General features: G+C 40.7%; 15 protein-coding genes. 13 read left to right on the top strand and 2 right to left on the bottom strand.

The window, feature by feature from the left end; genetic code table 11:
* Positions 1–18: 18 nt before the first annotated feature.
* The 5 genes from F903_RS02025 to F903_RS02005 all read left to right on the top strand — a co-directional run bounded on the left by F903_RS02025 (position 19) and on the right by F903_RS02005 (position 7,729).
* The gene (locus F903_RS02025; RefSeq protein ID WP_004673527.1) at positions 19–525 is read left to right on the top strand and encodes a disulfide bond formation protein B; all 507 of its coding nucleotides are present in this window, start codon (positions 19–21) and stop codon (positions 523–525) included.
* 171 nt (positions 526–696) lie between these two features.
* Positions 697–4,104: a type VI secretion system Vgr family protein gene (locus F903_RS02020; protein WP_005194097.1), complete on the top strand. Its 3,408-nt coding sequence runs from the start codon at positions 697–699 to the stop codon at positions 4,102–4,104.
* 3 nt (positions 4,105–4,107) lie between these two features.
* Positions 4,108–4,638: a hypothetical protein gene (locus F903_RS02015; protein WP_005194096.1), complete on the top strand. Its 531-nt coding sequence runs from the start codon at positions 4,108–4,110 to the stop codon at positions 4,636–4,638.
* 1 nt (position 4,639) lies between these two features.
* Positions 4,640–7,102 carry a hypothetical protein gene (locus F903_RS02010; protein ID WP_005194095.1) on the top strand — a complete coding sequence of 821 codons (2,463 nt, stop codon included), beginning with the start codon at positions 4,640–4,642 and terminating at the stop codon, positions 7,100–7,102.
* Between the two features lie 3 nt (positions 7,103–7,105).
* Positions 7,106–7,729, top strand: coding sequence for a hypothetical protein (locus F903_RS02005; RefSeq protein ID WP_005194094.1), 624 nt, complete (start codon positions 7,106–7,108; stop codon positions 7,727–7,729).
* 116 nt (positions 7,730–7,845) lie between these two features.
* On the opposite strand, the gene F903_RS02000 is transcribed toward F903_RS02005, so the two are convergent.
* Complete coding sequence (locus F903_RS02000; RefSeq protein ID WP_005194091.1) at positions 7,846–9,192, bottom strand: PGAP1-like alpha/beta domain-containing protein; 1,347 nt, start codon at positions 9,190–9,192, stop codon at positions 7,846–7,848.
* A 262-nt stretch (positions 9,193–9,454) separates the two neighbouring features.
* Here F903_RS02000 and F903_RS01995 point away from each other — a divergent pair, with 262 nt between their 5' ends.
* From F903_RS01995 to urtE, 8 genes are all read left to right on the top strand, one after another.
* Positions 9,455–10,045, top strand: a complete 591-nt coding sequence (locus tag F903_RS01995) for a YqiA/YcfP family alpha/beta fold hydrolase (RefSeq protein ID WP_005194090.1) — start codon at positions 9,455–9,457, stop codon at positions 10,043–10,045.
* 14 nt (positions 10,046–10,059) lie between these two features.
* Positions 10,060–11,943 (top strand): DNA topoisomerase IV subunit B, encoded by a 1,884-nt coding sequence (parE, locus tag F903_RS01990; protein ID WP_005194089.1) that lies wholly within the window; start codon positions 10,060–10,062, stop codon positions 11,941–11,943.
* A gap of 240 nt (positions 11,944–12,183) precedes the next feature.
* Positions 12,184–13,524, top strand: coding sequence for an MATE family efflux transporter (locus tag F903_RS01985; RefSeq protein WP_034594736.1), 1,341 nt, complete (start codon positions 12,184–12,186; stop codon positions 13,522–13,524).
* Positions 13,525–13,811: 287 nt separating this feature from the next.
* Positions 13,812–15,089 (top strand): urea ABC transporter substrate-binding protein, encoded by a 1,278-nt coding sequence (gene urtA, locus F903_RS01980; protein WP_005194087.1) that lies wholly within the window; start codon positions 13,812–13,814, stop codon positions 15,087–15,089.
* 89 nt (positions 15,090–15,178) lie between these two features.
* Positions 15,179–16,813: an urea ABC transporter permease subunit UrtB gene (gene urtB, locus F903_RS01975; protein WP_005194086.1), complete on the top strand. Its 1,635-nt coding sequence runs from the start codon at positions 15,179–15,181 to the stop codon at positions 16,811–16,813.
* Positions 16,814–16,817: 4 nt separating this feature from the next.
* On the top strand, positions 16,818–17,888 hold the full coding sequence (urtC, locus tag F903_RS01970) for an urea ABC transporter permease subunit UrtC (RefSeq protein WP_005194084.1): 1,071 nt from the start codon (positions 16,818–16,820) through the stop codon (positions 17,886–17,888).
* A complete protein-coding gene (gene urtD, locus F903_RS01965; RefSeq protein ID WP_005194082.1) occupies positions 17,889–18,716 on the top strand; it encodes an urea ABC transporter ATP-binding protein UrtD in 828 nt (275 codons plus the stop codon). It begins immediately after the preceding gene.
* 9 nt (positions 18,717–18,725) lie between these two features.
* Entirely contained in the window at positions 18,726–19,424 is a 699-nt protein-coding gene (gene urtE / locus F903_RS01960) for an urea ABC transporter ATP-binding subunit UrtE (RefSeq protein ID WP_005194080.1), read from the top strand.
* 26 nt (positions 19,425–19,450) lie between these two features.
* Here the strand turns inward: urtE and F903_RS01955 are convergent, their stop codons facing one another.
* A complete protein-coding gene (locus F903_RS01955; protein ID WP_005194078.1) occupies positions 19,451–20,188 on the bottom strand; it encodes a hypothetical protein in 738 nt (245 codons plus the stop codon).
* Positions 20,189–20,245: the final 57 nt, after the last annotated feature.

Below are 20,245 nucleotides of genomic sequence, written 5' to 3'. Positions count from 1 at the left end.
ATCTTTTGAGGACTTCCTATGCGATGGAATTACCGTTTGGTCAGTGCAGTATTGGTACTGACCAGTATTATCGGACTCTCGTTCGCGCTGTATTTAGAGCATGTGCAAGGATTGGAACCTTGCCCATTGTGTGTGTTTCAACGTGTAGGTCTAATTGGAATGGGATTGATTGCACTGGTTGCATTCATTCATAACCCGATTTCAAATGTATTTAAACGTTTTTATGCATTGCTGGCGACATTAGCGATTGGTTGGTCAGTGGGTGTTGCAGCACGACATGTTTGGTTGCAAAACTTACCTGCTGATCAAGTTCCAAGTTGTGGTCCAGGTTTGGATTATTTGGTTGATGTCTTGCCCATGAAAGCAGTATTGCAACAAGTGCTTTCTGGTTCTGGTGAATGTGCTTTAGTCGATTGGAGTTTCTTGGGTCAGTCATTACCAGTATGGTCATTGATTTATTTCAGTCTGATATTGCTGATTTGTTTATGGCAGCTTTTTAGAAAATATAGTACAGCTAAACAATAACCATAGCGTTTTTAAAACAACTAAAAAACCCTTGAATATATATCAATATTTAGGGGTTTTTTCTTTTAAATCAGTTGGATATATTTTTATATAAAAACAACTATTTTTTATGTACAGAAAGGTATTTTTCTTATAAAGTTCAACCGATTCTTAAAATTATGATCATAAAAAATGCTTTTGAATATATTTAATGTATTAGAAAAACTGGGGTTAAATGCACAGAAGCGTGCGATACACGTCCAATTTGCAGATCCGATGTTAACGGCGCAGGTGTTCTTACAACGAATATCTGGAAAACATGTTTTAAATCATGGGTTAACATCAGAGCTCATTTGCCTATCTACCAATGCGAGTATTCCGCTTAAAAAATTTATTGGATGTACTGTTGCAGTCGATCAGGTCACTGATACGGGCCAATTGGCACGCAGCACAGGGATTATTACCGCGGCAGCTCAAGGTCAAAGTGATGGAGCACTTACGCTTTATCGTCTGACCATGCAAGATGCGACATCATTATGGACAAAACGCCGTAATAGCCGGGTATTTATGAACCAATCGGTGGTTGAAATTGTTCAGACTTTATTTAAAGAGTGGCAACAACGCAGCCCACTATTTGCAGCGAGTTTGACATTAGATATCAGTGGGCTTAGCAAAGACTATGATGTTCGTCCCTTTACCATGCAGCACAATGAACTCGATTCAATGTTCATTCAACGATTGTTGGCTTCAGAATCGATCAATAGCTTAATTGATGAAGCTCAGCATCTTGTTCCGTTCAGTGCATCTCCAATTCAAGCGCAAAAACTCCGACTGATTGATGACAATAACCACTACCAAGCGCTTGAGCGCCATAGTATTCGTTACCATCGTAGTAGTGCTACAGAACAATATGACAGCATGACCAGTTTGGTTGCAGAACGTAGCTTGCAACCGACCACGGTGCATATCCAACGTTGGCAAGCGGATGCGCTTGATCAAGAAGATGGCGCAGGCAGCGTCCAAAGTACCCACGGACACAGTGATCACTATGACAATGCAAGTTTAGGATTAGAGGATGCATGGCACTTCACGCCTGCATGGATACAAGATCTGAATGGTGAGGATGGTGCGAGTACCTCAGGCAATCATCAAATCGAACGCATCAATGAACAACTGAGCAATTACCATAGTGCGCAGGCAAAACAATTTATTGCCAATACCACGGTTCGTGATGCGCATGTGGGTTATTGGTTTGAACTCAAACAACACCCAGAAATAGACCAGCACGCCAGTGCGGATAGAAACTTCCTGATTACCGCGAAGCAGTTCTATAACCAAAATAATCTGCCTAAAGAGTTGAACCAACAGGTCAAGCAATTGCTACAGCAAAGTCATTGGCAACCTCTGTTGAGTCACTCAATGTTAGAAGAACGTCAAGGCAACCAACTCACACTGCAACGCCGTCATATTCCCACCGTACCTGAATATCAGCCCTTGCAACACCGACCCATTGCATATCCTCAACGAGCAAAGGTGGTAGGCCCAGCAGGTGAAACCATTCATGTGGATGAATGGGGACGGATCAAAGTACGCTTTCTATTTACCCGTGTCGATGATCATGGCCATGATGGTGGTGCTGGCAGCAATGACAATGATACCGACTCCGCTTGGGTGGATGTTCTGACACCTTGGGCGGGTGAAGGCTATGGTGCGCGATTCCTACCACGCATAGGTGAGATCGTTGTGATTGATTTCTTTGATGGCAATATTGATCGCCCCTTTGTGACGGGGCGAATCCATGAGGCGCAGCGCTCACCGACTCGATTTGATATCAAAGGGCAACTCCCTGACACCAAAAAACTCAGTGGTATTCGGAGTCAAGAGGTCGATGGTCGAGGATTCAACCAACTCAGATTTGACGATACCACGGGGCAGATTAGTACCCAATTACAAAGTAGTCATGCTGCAACTCAACTGAACTTAGGGCATTTAAGTCATCCAAAAGAACAAGCACAGAGTGCAGGACGTGGTGAGGGTTTTGAACTCAGAACGGATGCTTGGGGTGCGGTACGTGCAGGTAAAGGCATGTTGATCAGTACTTATGCACAAGAACAAGCGATCGCAGATCACTTGGAAGCAGCCCAAGCGCAATCATTGCTGACTGAAGGTTTTGAAAGCATGAAAATGCTAAGCGACATTGCCCTCAAACAACAAGCCGATGCGCTCAATGTCATTGAACGTTTACCCAAATTTATACAGTCTTTGGAGTTAAAAACCAAAGGACAGGCATTGAATAATACCGTAAATCTTTTTAAAAATGAGATGCAAAGCAATCCGCTAAATGCCTTAAAAGATTGTGGTGGTTTTATTGGTGATATCGGTGCACTCGGTGGAAATAGTAAAGCCATTGTTGATGAATTCAATGCATTTTTCGCAGATGCAAAAGATGCAGTGGAGAATCTTAAAACGTTTATTGAAAATGTTGAAGAACACGGTGCAGATATTGTCAAAGGACAACTAGCAGCCCTCAAAGATAAGATTCAACACAACCCCTTTGAAGGTCTAAAAGAAGTCGGACAAGTCCTTGCGAATGTCGATATTAAAGACTTTGATTTGATGAGTAGCTGTGGCACGTTTAGTAAAGGCAGCAGTTTAAAGGTCAGTCCATTACAAGCATTGGGTTCTTTGCAAGGCTTTATGGAAAACTATACCCAAGACTTAGAAAAGAGTAAGGACAGCAAACAACAAACCCAAGGAAAAATCTTTAGACAAGCATTGATGCTGTTGGCCTCACCGAATGGAATTGCGCTGACCACACCTGAGAATATTATTTTACAAGCCTCGCAAGACATTGCAGAAAGTGCCAGTGGTTCCATCAATTTGAGTGCCCAGAAAAATATTATTGGGCATGCGCAAGACAAAATCAGCTTGTTTGCAGCCCAAAAAGGAATACGAGCCTATGCCGCCAAAGGAAAAGTAGAGTTGCAGGCACAGGATGACATGATCGAGGCAATCGCCCGTCGAGTGATCAAGATTATATCGACAGAAGAAAAGATCGAGATTACCAGTCCAATCGAAATCGACCTAAAGGCAGGAGGCTCGCAGCTTAAGATTAATAAGGATGGAGTATTTGTAAATACTGGCGGTAATTTCAAGGTTAAGGCAGGACAGCATGTCTTTGAGAGTGGTGCAGTTGTCAATGCTGAGTTACCGACCATGCCAAAGAGTGGGGTGTACAGCCGACGTTTTGATTTTAGTGGTTTGGTTTCTCCTGAATTATTACAAGAAGGTTTTCTTTATAAGGTGATTAATCGCGCGAAGAAAACAGAATATGTGGGTGTGCTTGATGATGGAGCGAGAACACAAAGAATCTTTAGCGACAACCCTGACCAAATCGAAGTTGTTTTACTTGGAAAAGACAAAGAAAGTGCAGATAAGTTGCTATTGGTAGAAGAGCCGATGCTCGAAAATCACAGCTCGGATGAGGCGTGTTGCGGTGGCGATGAATACCATCATGATGACTGTGAACATGCTCAAATAGACGCTACAGATGAATCGAATTTAGAACATGATTTTAAGCAATTTGGATGTGGGGATTAAGAAATGAAAATAGCTAAAGTATTTATTGGCTCATTGGTTTTATTGCAAAGTGTGAGTTTATATGCAGAGAGCTTTAAACAATGCTTAAAATATTGGAATGAGCCAGTAGTGGAGATTAAAGTTCTAGGGGAAGTTGAGTGTGAGCATGTCTGGGAGTTCGGTCAAAATAGTGCAAGCCAGAATCGACTCAAACTGCTAGATCAACTGAATTTAAAACGGAAAAATAATCAATGGATGTCAACTGGTATTTGCTCTAAGGTTTTGTATAACCATAAAGAATATTATATTTATAATGCAAATTACAAGGAAGACAAAGATGATGTATGGATCGCATATGATAATAAAAATGCTTTTGCTTATTTTAGAAAAATAGTTGCTCCTTCAGAAGAAGGTGCTCGCTCAGGTGTTATTTTAAGTTGTGCTAGTATTGGTGTGGATGATAAATCTAGATACGTTCTAAATAGCTATTTAAAAAATAATACATCTGTGAGTATGAGTTTTTATAAGACCAATGATTGGTATAAAGAGAATTAAAATGATAAAAACAATTAAATTTGATAAAAATGATACCAAGAATTTTGAAAATAATTTAGCAGGTTTTATTGAGGCAGTAAGTTTTAAAGAGTCTTCATCTGATCTCTCTTTGTCAATAGATCACCCCATAAATACTCGTGCTGCGAATAAGGTAAATGGGTCCGGTTATATGGGGTTGTTTCAATTTGGGGAAGAAGCTTTATATGATTTGGGTTATTATTTGGGAGACCACGGAATATCGTACGAGGATATTAAAGGTGCTGACAAAAAATCGCCTATACGGAAAAGATGGCAGAGTCAATTTGATTCAAATAATTGGATTGGTAAATGGTCTGGTAAAAGAAATATAAACTCAAAGCTAGACTTCTTGAGAAATCCTCAAATTCAATATGAAGTTATTAAGGAGTGGATTGGTTATTTATGTAATCAATTGAGAAATAATAATCTAAATGAGTATTTTGGAAGAACGATTCAAGGTATTGAAGTTTCAGAGTCAGGCGTCATAGCTGGTATGCATTTAGTTGGCATTGGGGGGCTGGGTGCTTTTTTGGGCATTCCAAAATTTCAGGGTTCAAATCAAATAGATGGAAATGGCACACATATCAGTAAATATATCGAAATGTTTAATCATTTTGATTTAGAAATCTGTTGCAAAAGAAAGATTTATATAAGTTTAACTGACTCAGAGAAAAGTGCTTTAGCAAATAAAGAAGTGGTATTAGTTTCGCGTTATGATGGGAAATATGTATCTGGTGAATCGCGAGTAAGGGTAAAAAGCGATGAGCATGGCAAGCTTCCAGTTATTGTTCGTCATCCGAATACAGAAATAAAAATTATAGCGGATGGAAAAGAGTCTAATAGCATCATCCAAAAAGCCAATGAGAAGCAGAAAGCTACCTTAAGTGATTTCACGGTTTCAAGTTATCCAGCAACCTTAGAAGCAGAAAATTCACCTCAGCCAAAACCACAAGCCAATAAGACTCCGCAAGAAGTGAGGAATGAGCAAGCTGCACCATCTTCGCCATCGGTAGACTCAACTTCCGCATTAAAAGATATTCAATTCAACGTTCAAATCGTGGAAGGTGATTCAGGGAAACCTATTCCGAATATGAATTTTTTCCTCACGTACAAAGGGAATATTAACAAGCATACCGCAAATAACAATGGTGTAAGACAAGGAGTTGTTGCAGAAGAAGGTCAGGATATTGAGGTTTCTGTAGAAGGGGATGGATATAAACAAGTGATTCATCATTTTAAAGTGGATGCAGCACTTAATAATCAAACCGTAAAAGTACGGTTACCTGTACATAGTTTTAGTATAAGCGTCACTCAAGACGGTCAACGCGTAGCAAACACATTGTTTAGTATTTTTTATAGAGGGCGCGAGATTCCTAAAAGAACAAATGCATCAGGGATTATTACTGTAAAAATGCTTACAGGCTTTGTTTTTGGCTTTGGAGTCAAAGGTAAAAATTTGGTTCCAAGTAGAGTTGAAAAGTCTGTTGTAACTAAAGGGTTTATTGTAAATGCAAGTGCAATAAAAGCATCAAGACTACATGAAGTAGCGGATGAACAACAAAAACAACAACAAGCAGAAACAGCGAGATTGCAGCAACAGCAAAAAGAAGCTGCCGAAAAGAAAGAAAAACAAGCTGAGGAGGAAAGAAAAAAAGCTAAAACCGAAGCGGATAAGAATAATCAAGCCCGACAAAATAATAGCTATACACAAAATGGTGGTCGACCGATCACCACAGTGAGTCGTCAAGCACCTGTAACCAGTGATACAACTCGTTATCATATTTATCATAATGGAAAAATTAAAAGAGAGAATAGAGCTGCAACGGGGTATGCAGAGTTTATTTATTATGATCAGAATGGTGGCGCTCATAATTTAGGGAAGTCGAGGTATATTGTTGCTAATAGGTGGAATTCAAAGGGAGTTAAGGGGGCGGGAAGCGTTTTTTTAGTTGATATTAGACCCTTTAAGCAATATAGAAATGGGGATGTTGGTTATAAAATGCTACTTAACACAAGTAGTGGGAGATATTATTTAGGTGGTTTAGAAATGGCTGCTTTCCTAGGAGCCTTATGTAAATGTGGTTATGATGATATTAGCTTTAATGGATTTAGTATGGTTGATGGATCTCCTGGTGTAAGTTCTTCACATATTAATGGAGTGGCAGGCGATATTCGTTATTTAAGAAAAGACAAAAAAACCCAGTATGTCGATTTAGGACAAAGTAATTTATTGGATTTTGATCGAACTTTGCGGATGATACAAATACTAATTGAATTTAATTGGGGGAAGACGAGACGTATGTTTTCTGAAAAATTTAATCATAATGGGAATGCAAATTATGTATTTCCAGGATGTATACATATGAGAAAAGATGGCAAAAATGGTTATAGACATCATCATCACCTTCATATGAATGGGTTAGGTAATGATGTTGAGGATATATAAATTATGTTTGTTAATGTAACAAAAATATCATTTTTAATGATTACTGTTATGCTCATCAGTTGTACTGATAGCAATGAAAAACAGCCTTTCGTTGAGAGTAAACCTATAAATTTAGAGGTCTCTGATAGAAGTATATTATGTAAAAAAGCAAATAATACTTTATCTGATCTTTTTCAAATTAAAAATGTGTTGTGTATTCATAAGCTTCCATTTACTAAAGAAAACTATATTGAGAATAAGCTAGTTTATCAAATTACACATGCTCCACTTTTCTTTAGCCTTCAAAATGATGAGTTTTTTGAAGGAGAAGAAGATACAAGTGAGAAAGTACTGGTTGGGGTCATGCCAATTAATGATCAGAAATTTGCGTTTATTTTTGCTCAAAAACAGGGAGATGATGGATTTAGTATAAATGGGGAAAGTATATATTTGTCAGTTATAAACTATGGGCAAGTTGGCAATCAGGATACTAATCCAGATTTAGGACTGTTCAAAGTAATCTATCATCAAAGTAGCCTAAGCGAAATTGATAATATAGACTTCAAAATTATATCTCCAAATACTCTTAAAATTTTTTACGCTCATGAGGGCATGGAGAACGAAGTAGTGAATCTTTCTCAACAGTGAATGTATTTTTTATATAAAAATCTGGTGAAATCTCATCCTAAAAAATAAACACCGCAATCCTTCCAACATCTAAAAAATGATCGACAACTAATAAAATAATAGCCGATCATTTTCATTTAAGTCTCAACAATTCCTTCTAAATCATCAAAGGTATAGTTATTTGGTACATTAATCAGATGCGTTTGGACACCTTGTTCAACTTTATCACTGACATCAGGATAGAGCCAACGCGTAATTTGTTCAGCTACACTTGAATGGTATTGAATCTCAAAATGATTCAAACCATAGAACACCGCTTTATGTGTATCGGGCAATTTAAGTTGAAAACGAGGATTTGGGTGTTCACCTAACGCACTCTTTACACTGACCAAATAATCACCGATCACAGTGAGCGCTTTAGTCCGTAATTTCTCAAACTCTAAAGTCCCTGCAATTAAGAAGGTGTTGATATGTGAGGGTAAAGGTGCTGGTTTGCGATTGTCATCTGCAAAACCAATACGTGCATCATTATGTTCCCAATCATCATCACGAACACTACCATGACGCAGATCTAAAATACCGTTACTGCGAATATTGACCAATTGGCCAATAAGACTAATAAACGGGAATGCCCCAATCTTGTCTTGTAAAATAAAACCAAAACGTTCCAGTGCTGCACCATGATGTGGAGAACCGATACAGACCAAGTTTTCAACCATGTGTACCCATTGACAGAGATCTTGTTTTCCATAGAACAATGCACTACGAGAAACCAATCCCCCCATACTATGCCCAATCAAGTCAATACTGGTAATACGTGGATTACGTTGGATCAAATCTTCAAGTACACTGGCAAAACTACGTCCATTAGCGGAAATTCGTCGCCCAGTATTGTAGTTAAGATACAACATGGTGTTGTTATCGCGTTGAGCCAGTAAACGCTCACCAATACCACCAAAACGATTATTCGACCACGTCAAATGGTTCATGCATAAACCATGCGCTAAAATCACCACTCGACCTGTGAGTTCACCTTGTTGTAAAGATCCATAGTGATCATAAAGCACCATCGGCAAAGCCATTGGATTATGTTGCCTCAAGAAAAAATCACCAAAGATCCCATTCAGTACACCCACCGCAAAATGTAAAGTGGGAGTGAGCGGTTTATCATGTAAAGCAGGAAATTTTTCAATTACTTTGCGCAAGTTTGGTGCAAGAAAACTACGACCATACTTTTGGATGGCGACATAAGAGAATTGATAGAATTTCTGTAGTTGTGGGTGCGTTTGTAATTTTTTGGCTTTTTGTGCACTTAAACCGAGCGTTGTCCGTAACACTTCAGTTTGTACCAATTGCATCAATTCGTGTACGCCACTTAAGCTGGTACTGACGAGTTGTGCCAAACCTTCCAAAGCATCTGCCTGACTGGGAGGGGTACTGTCCCACTTACAGTAGGTTTCATGCAGAGGTGTTAAACTTGGCATATTGATTTCCTCATCCTTGATATATACCGAAGGGTTGAATTTATGAACCTAATACTGTTTAGATAAACTACAACAAACGCTTATATATTTTGCTGTTTCATCCGTAATTTTTTTAGAATACTGATGAACGGTGCATAGTATCGGTTTTTGTGTCGGACAATTTCAGGGTTATATGCAAATTATATTGTTATTTGTTTATCAATTATGATTAATAATGTGATTTATTTCACTATCTGTCAAGCTGCTGTCTAATTTGGTGCATATGCAAATTATCTATTTACATGGTTTTCGTAGTGGCCCGATGTCAAAAAAGGGGCAACAATTGAGACAATACTGTGCAAAGTATGATTCTATTCAGGTGCATTTGCCAGATTTGAACCAGTCTCCTGAGCAAGTCATTCAGCAGGTTTCTCAACTGATTGAATCTCAACCCAAAGAGCAAGTGGTTTTGGTCGGTAGCAGTTTAGGTGGGTTTTATGCGACGTATTTTGTCGCCAAGTATGCGTGTCCTGCTGTATTGATCAATCCAGCTATGCAACCATGGCAGCTATTTCAAACGCTATTCGGGATTGATCAAATCCCACTCAAAATCACCGAGTCATGGACACTTAATGCTGAACACTTGCAACAATTACAGTCGATTGCTGAAGTAGAGCTAAAAAATGCCGATAAAATTTTAGTGCTATTGCAACAAGGCGATGAAGTCTTGGATTATCATCAGGCACAACGTTATTATAGTGCGGCACATCCGTCCTCTTTGATTCTCACTGATCAGGGTGGTAATCATGCGATGGATGATTTTGAAGAAAAATTAGCGTTAGTCATCGAATTTTTATCGGCAGCGATTCAATAAGGAAGTCAGACCAAGTGACACAATATACAGCACAATCTCTTGAAGTTCTTTCTGGTTTAGATCCTGTGCGTCGTCGTCCAGGCATGTATACCGACACCACACGACCGAACCATTTGGCTCAAGAGGTGATTGATAATGCTGTCGATGAAGCGCTTGCAGGACATGCCAACCAAGTCTATGTCACGGTTTATGAAGATGGATCGTTGTCTGTCGAGGATAATGGACGAGGTATGCCCGTCGATATTCATCCTGAATATGGTCAAAGTGGTATCGAAATTATTTTAACCAAGCTGCATGCAGGCGGTAAGTTTAGTACTGATAATTATCAATTTTCAGGCGGTTTGCATGGGGTTGGGATTTCGGTAGTCAATGCGTTGTCTACACGGGTTGAGGTTGCAGTACAACGCCACGGAAATTTATATCAAATGGCGTTTGAGCAGGGTGAACCTGTTGCACCGTTATCTGTATTAGAGGGCAAGGTGGCAAAGCGTGCCACAGGAACAACCGTGCGTTTTTGGCCCGAAGCAAAATATTTTGATAGTCCGAAGTTTGCATTAAAAGCCTTAAAACATAATTTAAAAGCCAAAGCAGTTCTAGCCGCAGGCTTAAAAATCATTTACGACGATAAGATTAATAACGAACGGATCGAATGGCAGTTTGAAAATGGTTTAGTCGACTATTTGATGGATGAGTTGCAAGATCGTGAGATTTTACCTGATCCAGCATTTGTCAGTAGTGGAAAAGCAGACCGCGCAGCATGCGAGCTTGCGATTTGCTGGAATGTGGAGGGTGGCGAGCAAATTCAGGAAAGCTATGTCAACCTGATTCCAACCGCGCAAGGCGGAACACATGTTAATGGTTTACGTTCAGGTGTCACAGAGGCGTTGCGTGAGTTTTGTGAGTTACGTAATTTACTGCCGCGCAATGTGAAACTCTCTGCTGAAGATGTGTGGGATGGGGTGAATTTCATTTTATCGTTGAAATTCCAAGAGCCTCAGTTTTCAGGACAGACCAAAGAACGTTTATCTAGTCGTGAAGCATCCAATATTGTGTTGAATATTGTGAAAGATGCCTTTGCTCTATGGCTCAATCAACATGCTGAGATTGCAACGCAACTGGCCGAGATGGCGATTGCAAAAGCTGGCCGTCGTTTAAAAGCTGCGAAAAAGGTTGAGCGTAAGAAGATTGTTGCGGGTCCTGCATTACCCGGAAAATTAGCAGATTGTGTCGGGTTGACCCGTGAAGACAGTGAATTGTTTATTGTCGAAGGGGATTCCGCAGGTGGAAGTGCCAAACAAGCTCGGGATAAAAACTTTCAAGCAATTATGCCGATTCGCGGAAAAATCTTAAATACGTGGGAGGTGTCTTCGGATGAGGTATTAGCCTCGCAGGAAGTACATGATATTGCCATTGCAATAGGGGTTGATCCAGGCAGTGATGATCTATCGGAACTCCGCTATGGCAAAGTCTGTATTCTTGCCGATGCCGACTCGGATGGTTTGCATATTGCGACCTTATTGTGTGCTTTATTTGTCAAACATTTTCCAACCTTGGTGGAAGAAGGTCATTTGTTTGTTGCGATGCCACCTCTATATCGTATTGATGTTGGCAAAGATGTGCATTATGCCCTTGATGATGAGGAGCTTGAAGCGATCTTAAAGAAAGTGAAGGGCAATAAAAACCCACAAATTACCCGATTTAAAGGACTGGGTGAGATGAACGCAAGCCAGCTTCGTGAAACCACGATGGATCCCAATACGCGTCGTTTAGTACAGTTAGATTTGGATGATGCTCATTTCACTGCAAGTTTGTTGGATAAATTACTTGCCAAAAAACGTTCGGCTGATCGTAAGCATTGGTTAGAGCAAAAGGGTAATTTGGCTGATATTGTGGTTTGATTTGAACTTATTTTTTGAATAGCCCAGTTTGATCTGGGCTTTTTTTTAGATTATCTCAAAAAATATTTGAATTATTAATAATAAATATAAAACTGGTATGTTATTTGCTTTTTATCGATTGGTAAAAATATATCCAAAACCTAAATCAATAAGTTAAAACTAACAACTTAATGTCATCACATAGGCAGAGGAATAATTTTAAAGAGATTAAACATTTAATTGATGCTGGCAAAAAATAAAATGAATAGGTTTTTAAGTATTTTTTTCCCCATCCTGTTAAGTAATACCATTTTCATTTTGAGTAGTGTAATTGATACAGCATTTATATCGCATTATAGCCATGTGCATTTAACAGCTTTGTCAGTTGCGCTTTCAGTTTATATGATTGTTTTTGTAGTGGGTTATGGCTTGTTACAAGGCCTGTTTCAAATTCTTGCAGAAGAAAATGGTCGAGGTCTAACCCAACAAATAAAGAATAGGGTTGTGGGGCAAGCCGTTTTAATTGTTCTAGTCTTTGGTCTTTTTGCCGTTATTTTAATCAATAATGCTGGTTTCTTATTCGCCTTTTTTGAAGCATCTGAGATGGTACAAGTGTTGGCGAATAATTGTCTTATGATTTTTTCATTGGATCTTTTGATCCGTTTGTTTATTCGTATATTGACAATACAGGTACAGATATTAGATCGGCCAGTAGTCGTGACGTATATCGGATGTATCTTCTTGGTCGTGAAAATACCATTGTCCTACGGTTTAATTAATGGTTTGAATATCTTTGAACTACCGCCATTGGGCGTATATGGCGCGGTGCTCTCAACCCTAATCGGGGATAGCATCATGTTGATATTATTGTATGGCTATATGCGGCGAAAAGCTGTTTTTAATTTCGATTTAAAAGCGATTTCACTGAATTTGGAGCTGTTGTTTCGCTTACTTCGGATCGGTATACCAACAGCGATGATGATTGTGATAGATGTAATTGCTTTCATGGCAATCTCAATCTTGGCTTTACCACTAGGGACTGTTGCGATTGCCTCTCATCAGGTGATCGCAAGTATATGTTCTATGTTGTACATCCTACCAGCTGCATTCTCTATCACATTTAGCATCATGTTGTCGGAAAAAATCGGCGCAAATCAGAAACAAATTGCGTTGCTTTGGTCAAAAAAAGCATTTCAACTTATTTTTATTCTGGCCGTGATTCTGTGCACCTTATTATTTATTTTTAGAGATCAACTGATCGCACTTTTTACACAAGAACAAGCCGTTATACAGATTACAACTTCACTCTTTATATTAGGCATACTCTTTCACCTTGCTGATGCAATGTTAGGTATTTTCGCGACCGTTTTACGCTGTTGGGGAATCACGATTGTACCAAGCTTCATTTATTGTGGTTCATTATTGCTATTTGGCTTGTGTGGCGGGCAGCTATTGGCATATTGGGGGATGAGTTGGGGTGTTTTTTCGATTGCACCCCTCGGGATATATGGGTTTTGGTTTGCTTTGGTTAGCTCTTATAGCTTAGCAGTAATACTTTGTTTTTTATGCTTTAAATATAGGGGTTTTGTATGGATTCGCTAACAAAATAATGATTCTAAGATTGATCAATTATAAATTTATGTTGTGCTTTTTAATTATAGATTTTTACTTTAATTGTTGACATAAATCATCACAGTTTTTCTACTGCGTAAAAATGCATCATTTTAGTTCACGATGTATTTTTTGTATGCAATGTTGTATACAAGATTGGATTTTTCTCTTGAGCTTTTAATTAATATTTATATAAAACAATAAATTAACTTGTTGGCATAAAAATTGAATAACTCCACTTAGTCAACATCACAACACACTAAATGTGGAGAAAAAAGATGCAACAAAAATTAATGCCGATTTCTATGCTTATGGCTGCCATGATGGGTATGGGGCTAGTGGGTTGTTCTAAGCCTGCTGAAACATCTGAACAAACAAAAACAGAAACCAAAGCTGCACCAGCCGATGGTGAAACCATTAAAGTCGGAATTTTACATTCCCTTTCGGGCACGATGGCGATTTCTGAAACTTCGCTGAAAGATACGGCATTGATGACCATTAATGAAATCAATGCCAATGGTGGGGTACTTGGTAAAAAGTTAGAGCCTGTGGTGGTCGATCCTGCATCGGATTGGCCATTATTTGCGGAGCGTGCACGTCAGTTAATTACCCAAGACAAGGTCGCGGTGATTTTTGGGAGTTGGACATCGGTATCACGTAAATCTGTTCTCCCTGTGGTGGAAGAATTGAATGGTTTAATGTTCTACCCTGTGCAATATGAAGGTCAGGAACAATCTAAGAATATTTTCTACACTGGGGCAGCCCCGAACCAGCAAGCGATTCCTGCGGTGGAATATTTAATGAGTGATGAGGGGGGTAAAGCTGAACGCTTTGTCTTACTCGGCACGGATTATGTCTATCCACGCACCACCAATAAGATTTTACGCGCGTTTTTGAATTCGAAAGGCATTGCTGATGCCGACATCATGGAAGAGTACACTCCATTTGGTCATAGTAATTATCAAACCATTGTTTCCAACATTAAAAAATTCTCAGCCGGTAAGAAAACCGCGGTGATCTCCACCATCAATGGTGACTCAAACGTGCCTTTCTATCGTGAGTTAGGCAACCAAGGGATTAAAGCCTCAGAGCTTCCAGTGATGGCATTCTCTGTTGGTGAGGAAGAGTTGCGTGGGATCGATACTAAACCATTGGTGGGGCATTTGGCGGCATGGAACTATTTCATGTCGATTAAAAATCCAAAAAATACTGAATTCGTGAATAAATTCAAACAATTCGCGGTGGAATACAAATTGCCAAATGCGGACAAAGTGGTCACCAATGACCCAATGGAAGCAACCTACGTCGGCATCAATATGTGGAAACAAGCTGTTGAGAAAGCAGGCACGACAGATGTAGATAAAGTACGTGAGACAATGGCAGGTCAAACCTTCGCTGCGCCATCGGGTTATACCCTCAAAATGGATGCCAGCAATCACCATTTACACAAGCCTGTGATGATTGGTCAAATTCGTGCTGATGGCCAGTTTGATGTGGTTCATAAAACGCCTGAAACCATTCCAGCAGAGCCTTGGAGTCCATACATTCCGAAATAAAAGCTTGTTAGAACCTGCCGTTGATGCGGCAGGTTTTGTTCATTTTTTGATTTAACCATTCAAATATAGATTCAATAAAGGGGAGTCATATGGCGAAACACTATGTGTTAGCACTGCTCTGCGTTATGGCACAGTTTTTTTGTGGTCTTGCTTGGGCGGAGCAAAGTACTTCGGCGTCCACATCTCCTATCGTAACGCCTACAACTACTCAAGATGCGATTCAAAGTTTTGTGAAGGCAGATTTTGCCACGCGTCGCGCCATGCTAAATCAATGGCCAGCCAGTATTGAACAGTTGGATCAGTTAGTTGCGTATATTGACCAAAATGAGTTGTATACCGATCGTGCAGGACAGACCTACATTTTACATAATGATGAGCTCTTGTTGAGTTATCCTGCCAAACAGGTATTGGAAGATTGGCCTGCCGATTTGTCCCAAGTTACTTTGGTCAATACTTTACGCAAAGCGCTCAATTTTGGGCAAGCAAAAGCCAAGCTTGATTCTGACGATGCCTCGCAACGTTTGGCTGCGGTAGATATTTTGGAAAATAATCTCGCTGAAATCGATTTAGCGATGGTCAAACGACTGTATTTGACTGAACAGAATAATAAAGTCAAAGCCAGATTAGCACAGCTCAAAGCCCGATTAGAGTTTAATGATTCTGATGTGTTTGGAAAAATTGCAGCGGTTAATGTCTTAGCTGCGTCAAATCGCCCTGATGTATTGGCATTGATGGAACAAAGTCTAGCGCAACCTATTCACAATCAAGAACTACATACCGCGCTGGTTGATGCCAAGAGCAAGATTAAAACCAGAATACAAGCCAGTGAATGGTCTGGACATGTGTTTTCAGGATTGAGCACCGCCAGTATTTTATTGTTGGCTGCGCTCGGTCTTGCGATTACCTATGGATTGCTTGGCGTGATCAATATGGCACATGGGGAATTGATCATGATCGGCGCTTATACCACTTATGTGGTGCAAAGTTTCTTTAAAACCCATTTTGCTGGATTGGTCGATTGGTACTTACTGGCTGCGATTCCTGCTGCATTTTTGGTGAGTGCTTTGATCGGCATGTTGATTGAACGCACGGTGATTCGTCCCTTATATGGTCGCCAACTTGAAACGCTGCTGGCAACTTTTGGTGTCAGTTTGATTTTGATGCAATTGGTTCGCATGTTTTTTGGTGCGCAAAATGTCGAAGTCTCCAATGTTTCATGGCTCAGTGGCGGTATTGCACTGACGCCAAGCTTGATGCTGCCGTATAACCGTATCGCGATTATTGTGTTTACCGTTGCAGTGTTATTGCTGTTGATTTTCCTACTCAATAAAACGCGTTTTGGTTTATTCGTTCGTGCGGTCACGCAAAACCGTCAGATGGCACGTGCAGTCGGCATTCGCTCAGCGCGGATTGACATGATGGCTTTTGGACTAGGTTCTGGCTTGGCTGGATTGGCAGGCTGTGCGTTGGCACAAGTCGGCAATGTTGGGCCTGATCTCGGACAAAACTACATTATTGATGCTTTCCTCGTGGTGGTGGTTGGTGGCGTTGGACAAGTGTGGGGCGCAGTATTGGCAGCACTCGGTCTAGGCATTAGCGGCACGATGTTGGAAATCGGCATGGGTGCTGTATTGGCAAAAATTATTCTACTGGTACTTGTGATTTTGTTTATCCAAAAACGTCCACAAGGTTTGTTTGCCATCAAAGGCCGTTTTGTGGAGTAAGCCAATGAAAATCACTTCTTTATTTGCAGATAAACCCTATAGCGCAGTCGCCACTGGCTTTTGTTTCGGGATTTTATTGATACTCCCTTGGTTGCATCTGTTACCGCCTGATTCAGCATTTTACCTATCTGCCTACTGGATTACCTTGATTGGCAAGATCATGTGCTTGGCTTTGGTGGCTTTGGCACTGGATTTGGTATGGGGCTACGCTGGGATTCTCAGCTTGGGGCATGGTTTGTACTTTGCCTTGGGCGGATATGCCTTTGGTATGTATCTGATGCGCCAATCCGCAGGGGATGGGTTGCCTGATTTTATGCGTTTCCTCAGTTGGACGGAGTTGCCGTGGTATTGGGCAGGAACCGATTATTTTGTGTGGGCAATCGCTTTGGTGGTGTTAGTTCCAGGAATCGTGGCCTTTATTTTTGGTTTCTTTGCCTTTCGTTCCAAAATCAAAGGGGTGTATTTCTCGATTATCACTCAGGCGATGGTGTTTGCCGCAGCGTTGCTGTTCTTCCGTAATGAAACAGGTTTCGGTGGCAATAACGGTTTTACAGGCTTTAAAACCTTATTGGGTTTTGACATTACCTCTGCACCGATGCGCGCCACACTGTGCTTTACCACAGCGTTGGTCTTGATGTTGTGTTTTATCGGGTTACGTCAACTGATGAACCGCCCTTATGGTCGAGTCCTTGGGGCGATTCGTGACAGTGAAAACCGTTTGCAATATTTAGGTTATCGCACGTTATGGTACAAGCTTTCAGCGTGGGTATTGTCCGCGGTGATTGCAGGCATCGCAGGCGCACTGTATGTGCCGCAAGTTGGCATCATTAACCCAAGTGAAATGAATCCTGTCAATTCGATTGAAATGGCGGTGTGGGTCGCGGCAGGCGGGCGCGGTACGTTGATTGGCCCAATTTTGGGCGCAGGTCTGATTAATGCGGTCAAAACTTATTTTACCGTCGCAGCACCAGAAGCATGGTTATTGATCTTAGGCGCATTATTTATCGTGGTGACGATATTCCTTCCGAAAGGTGTCATCGGTTTATTTGACCGCTTTAAAAAGGAGCGCAACTAAATGAATGAAGTCAGCACCAATTCAGCACAACATGGCGGTCAGCTTGGCGAAGGTTATGGGCGAATCAAAACACTGGATGCAGATTTTAGTCACGGTATCGCACTGTACTTAGAAAATGTCAGTGTTTGGTTTGATTCTTTCCGCGCATTGAATGATTTATCGCTGTATATCGCAGAGGGTGAATTACGCTGCATTATCGGGCCGAACGGTGCAGGTAAAACCACCTTAATGGATGTGATTACAGGTAAAACTCGACCGACCACAGGTACTGCATTTTTTGGACAAAATTATGATTTAGCCAAAATGAGTACCGAGCAGATTGCTGAAGCAGGTATTGGACGCAAGTTTCAAAAGCCCACGGTATTTGAAAATTTCACCGTGCTGGAAAATTTATTGTTGGCTGCACCACGAGATAAACGGGTCAAAAAAAGTTTGTTTAGTCGCTTAGATCCTGAAGCGCAATTGGCTTTAGATGAAACACTGGAGCAAATCCGCCTCAAAGAGTTTTTACATAAGCCAGCAGGCTTATTGTCCCATGGACAAAAGCAATGGTTAGAAATTGGCATGTTGTTGATGCAACGTCCCAAGCTGATTTTATTGGATGAGCCTGTGGCAGGCATGACCGATGCAGAAACTGAGCGCACAGCCGAACTCTGTTTAGAGTTGAAAAAGAACCACACCTTAGTGGTGGTTGAGCATGATATGAGCTTTATTGACACCATCAGTGAAAAAGTTACGGTGTTGGCGCAAGGGGCGATCTTGGCTGAAGGCACATTGGCAGAAGTACAAGCCAATGAAGATGTGATTGAAAAATATTTGGGACGATAGGGGACACTGATGCTAGAAGTGAAAGAAATTAACCAGTTCTATGGTGGTAGTCATATTCTGCGTGATGTGTCGTTGTCTGCACCTGTAGGTGAATGCAGTGTGGTTCTTGGGCGTAATGGTGTAGGTAAAACCACGTTATTAAAGTGCTTAATGGGGATTTTGCCGATTAAATCAGGACAGATTCTATTAGATGGAAAAGATATTGCCAAGATGTCACCTGAACAACGAGTACGTGCAGGTTTGGCCTATGTGCCGCAAGGGCGTGATATTTTTTCGACGCTCACTGTTGAGGAAAATATTTTAATTGGTATGGCGAAATTTTCAGGGGCAAAGACGCGGAAAGTACCGAGTCATCTCTATGAAATTTTTCCTGTGTTGGATGAGATGAAACATCGCCGTGGTGGGGATCTGTCAGGCGGTCAGCAACAGCAGCTCGCTATTGCTAGAGCTTTGGCCTCTGAACCTCGGGTTTTGATCTTGGATGAGCCAACGGAGGGGATTCAACCCTCGATTATTAAAGATATCGGGCGGGTGATTCGTAAATTGGCAGATCAAGGTGAAATGGCAATCGTGTTGGTTGAGCAGTTTTATGATTTTGCTGAGGAGCTTGCGGATAATTATACCGTGATGGCTCGGGGGCAGGTGGTTGCACAAGGGCTTGGTGAGGATATGCCTGAGAAGGGGATTCGAGAATTGGTGGCGATTTAAAAAAAGCCTCGAAAGAGGCTTTTTTCTTATTTATCTTCAACCTTATAAAACGTGCCACCTGCATAAACATTGTGTCCAAAGCCACAGGTTGAAGCACCATTATTTTGCTCAACCTCGATTTTTTGTCCATTCTGTGGATCATTTAAAAATTGAAGTTTGATCTGACAGTCTTCATAACGATGGTTTGCCCGTTTTGCGGTGATCGGCATGCTGGTTTCAAATGAACCCAGATTTGGACCATAAATTAACCCGCGAAGTCCAAAATAGTAGCCCTCAAAGTCAATCAGATAGCGATTCTGTTGTTTTTTGACGGTGATGTAATCCCATTGACCAAAGCCATTGGTTCGTACATAGCTCCCTTGTAAGTCTTTAGAGATTTGCGGTTTAGGCAGTTGTTTTAAATTATATTGACTGGTTTTAGTGTCTTTATTCCGTAAAAACCAGACTCTTGCCCATTGTGGCTTGTCGAGCTTGGCATAGCTCAGTCCGACATTATTATTGGCGATCTCAACGTCTCGGTCTGTGACTCGAATGCCGCTTTCTTCAGCATTCAGTTGGCAGAAATGTGTCCATGCTACTTGATCTTCAAATTGTTTCACCGCTTTTGCATACTGCTTCTGATCGTAAAACTTTTTTCCTGCTTGGGCATATTGTTTTACTTTGGCACAGCCTTGTTGTAACTCTTGTTCAAACGATGATTCAGCGAAACTGGTGGTCGCTGCGAAAACACTAGTGATAACGAAATATAAGGGTAATGCTTTCATCTTATTTGTCTTTTAAAAATCTAAGTCTTTTTGATTTTAGCCAACTATCCACCATGA

Origin of the sequence: Acinetobacter sp. NIPH 298 (genome assembly GCF_000369505.1) — a bacterium.
In the GTDB taxonomy this organism is placed as follows: Bacteria; Pseudomonadota; Gammaproteobacteria; order Pseudomonadales; family Moraxellaceae; genus Acinetobacter.
Note: the sequence above shows the minus strand (reverse complement) of the source record. Positions and strands in the feature narration are given on the sequence as shown.